Below are 3,858 nucleotides of genomic sequence, written 5' to 3'. Positions count from 1 at the left end.
ATGAGACTAACCCATCAGATGGTACTCCAGATAAAGGTATCGTAAAAGGTAAATCAGATGAGCCAAATGCTCCAGTAGTTGTTACTGATGAAAATGGTAAAACAATAGGTACTGGCACAACTGATGACAAAGGAAATTTCGAAATCACTACTGATCCAATCAAACCAGGTGATAAGGTAAAAGTAGAAGTAACTGATAAAGCTGGCAACAAAGGTAGTGATACAGAGACTGCAGGGGATACAGAGATTTTACATAAAGATCTTCCAGAAGCTCCAGTTATCAATGAGATAATAGATGATGTTAAAGGCTATGGAGAAGATACTAAAGTTGGTAACGTTCTTGATGTAAAAGGTCATCTAACAAATGATAAAACTCCAACTATCAAAGGCACTGCAAAAGCTGGCTCAAAAGTAGAAATTTATGATAATGGCGACAGAATAGGTGAGACAACAGCTAAAGCTGATGGTTCATGGGAATTTACACCAGAACTTACTAAACAAGGCGAGCATAAATTTACAGCAACTGCTGAGAATAAATTTGGTAAGAGCACACCAAGCAATGAAGCTACAATTGATCTAGACTCAATCGCTCCAAAACTTGATAACGTTAAAATCACTCCAATTGATACAAACAGCAAAGCTGATGATACAGCAGAGCTAACTATGGGAACAGGTCATACAGATACTCCAAATGCTGAGATATTATTTAGAGATGAAAACAACAACATTATAGGAAAAGGTCACGCTAACAGTGCAGGTGACTTCTTAATTCAACTAGATAAAGCTGTTCAACCAGGTACTCCAGTATTTGTTCAAGCAATAGACAAAGCTGGTAACGCAGGTACAGATATGGCTGTGGCTGGCAATATAGAGCATCCAAATGATACTAAAGGACCAGATGTAAATATCGATACTGTAACTCCAGTAGATGAGACTAACCCATCAGATGGTACTCCAGATAAAGGTATCGTAAAAGGTAAATCAGATGAGCCAAATGCTCCAGTAGTTGTTACTGATGAAAATGGTAAAACAATAGGTACTGGCACAACTGATGATAAAGGAAACTTTGAAATCACTACTGATCCAATCAAACCAGGTGATAAGGTAAAAGTAGAAGTAACTGATAAAGCTGGCCATAAAGGTAGTGATACAGAGACTGCAGGGGATACAGAATTTGTTGATAATACACCTCCAAGCGTAGAAGTTAAAGAGGTAACTCCAGTTGATACAAATAACCCAGCTGATGGTAACCCAGATAAAGGTATAGTAAAAGGTCATTCAGATGAGCCAAATGCTCCAGTGGTAGTAAAAGACAAAGATGGCAAAATAATTGGTACTGGCACAACTGATGATAAAGGAAATTTCGAAATCACTACTGATCCAATCAAACCAGGTGATAAAGTAAATGTTGAAGTAACTGATAAAGCTGGCAATAAAGGTAACGGCGAAGGAACAGCTGGCAATACAGACTTTACTGATAAAACAGCTCCAGATGCTCCAGTCATCACAGAAGTAATAGATGATGTTAAGGGTGGTAAATTTAACGAAGACGTTAAAGGTGGTACTACAAACGATAGCACTCCTACATTTAAAGGTACAGCTGAGGCAGGCTCAACCATAACTCTTAAAAATGGCAATGATATCATCGCTGAAAACATCCCTGTAAAAGCTGATGGATCATGGGAATTTACACCAAAGAGCCCACTTGTTGAAGGTGAATATAATATAACAGCAACTGCAACAGATAAAGCTGGCAATGTAAGCAATGCATCAAATGTAGCTACTGTAACAATAGATCTTCATACTTCTAAACCAGTAATTAATGAAATTATAGATAATGTAGAAGGGGATACAGGCAACGTGAAAAACGAAAGAATTGGCTGGACAAATGACAATACCCCAACATTAAAAGGTAGTGCTGAGGCTGGTGCAACCGTTGATGTCTATGTAGATGGTAGAAAAGCAGGTAGCGTAAAAGCTAATGAAAAAGGTGAGTGGGAGTATGCAACTAGCAAACTAAGCGACGGCAAACATTCATTCTATGCTATCGCAACAGATGAAGCTGGCAATGTAAGTGAGAACTCAGGAATTTCTTGGATAAAAGTAGATACTAATCCAGGTGAGGTAATAATCACTAGAATAACAGATGACAATGGTGATGACGCTCTAAATGGTGCTTATGAAGGTGCTATGAAAGACAATACTCCAACTATTTGGGGTACAGGCGAGCAGTACGCAACTGTAACTGTTAGCGTAAAAGATAGTAGCGGTAAAGTAGTATGGAGCGATGAAGTATATATAGAAGATAGTCTTGGTGATTGGCATATTGATGTACCAGTAGCATTAAAAGATGGTGACTATACTGTTGAAGCTAGTATGCAAGACTATGTCAAAAACCCAGTTCAAAACTCAAACGTTGTAAGCCTAACAATAGACAATGCAACTGACAAACCAGTTATTAAAGAGATCATTGATGATGTTGAAGGTGATACAGGCGATATAAGCTCTAAAAATAACTGGACAAATGACAACACTCCAACACTAAAAGGTAGCGCTGAAGCTGGTGCAGATATAAAAGTATTTGTTGATGGTAAGATAGCAGGTACTACAAAAGCTGGTCTTGATGGTAGCTGGGAATTTACACCAAGAACTAAACTTAGCGATGGCGATCATACATTCTATGTAGAGGCAACTGATAAGATAGGCAATAAAAATACTTCAGATATTGAAACTATAAAAGTAGATACTAATCCAGGCAAAGTAGTAATCACTAGCGTAACAGATGACAACGGTGATGACGCTCTAAGCGGTGCTTACGAAGGTGCTACAAAAGATAATACTCCAACTATAAACGGCTTTGCAGAGCCTTACTCAACTGTAACTGTTAGCGTAAAAGATAGTAGTGGCAAGGTAGTATGGAGCGATGAAGTATATATAGAAGATAGCCTTGGCGACTGGTCTATCACAGTAGATAAACCACTAAATGATGGTGACTATACAGTTGAAGCTAGTATGCAAGACTATGTCAAAAACCCAGTTCAAAACTCAAACGTTGTAAGCTTAACAGTTGATACTGCAACTAACATACCAGAGATCAAAGAGATCGTTGATAATGTAGCTGGTGGCGTAGAAAATGGCGATGTTAAAGGTAAAGTTACAAACGACAATACCCCAACTCTAAAAGGTAGCGCTGAAGCTGGTGCAGATATAAAAGTATTTGTTGATGGTAAGATAGCAGGTACTACAAAAGCTGGTCTTGATGGTAGCTGGGAATTTACACCAAGAACTAAACTTGGCGACGGCGAGCATAAATTTGTCGTAGAAGCGACTGATAAACTAGGACATAGCGCTAAATCTGTAGAAGCAAGCGTAGATGTTGATACAACAATAGGCAATCCAAAAGTTAGATTTGTAGAAGATACAAACAATGACGGTGTTTTAAGTGTAGCTGAAGTAGCTGCTATAAAAGATGGTAAAGCTCACTGGGTTATCGACATCCCAACAGATGGTAGCGTAAAAGCTGGCGACGTGATCCAGTCAATCGACGGCAAAGGTAATTGGGTTAAATTTGTTGAGATTACTGATGAGATGATCAAAGATGGTAGATTTGAAGCTACATTTAACGTCGGTATCAACAAACTAAAAGATGGAAAATATGAGACTCCAGAGTATAGATTTGCTGATGAAGCCGGCAACGTTAGCGATTCATCAAAAGCTACACTTACACTTGATAGCGAATTTAGCAGAAAACCAAGCAACCCAGAAATTAAATTCCCAGAAGATACAAACAAAGATGGCAAAATTTCTGATGATGAAAACAAAGCTGGTGACAAAGATGCTGGTAAAACAACAGTAGAAG

General features: G+C 38.4%; 1 protein-coding gene. It reads left to right on the top strand.

Annotated elements, in window-relative coordinates:
- On the top strand, positions 1-3,858 hold a 3,858-nt coding region (locus tag G6W43_RS10430; RefSeq protein ID WP_194169758.1), incomplete at both ends, for an Ig-like domain-containing protein.

The sequence above is a fragment of the Campylobacter concisus genome, from assembly GCF_015229965.1.
Taxonomy (GTDB): Bacteria; Campylobacterota; Campylobacteria; order Campylobacterales; family Campylobacteraceae; genus Campylobacter_A; species Campylobacter_A concisus_BD.
Note: the sequence above shows the minus strand (reverse complement) of the source record. Positions and strands in the feature narration are given on the sequence as shown.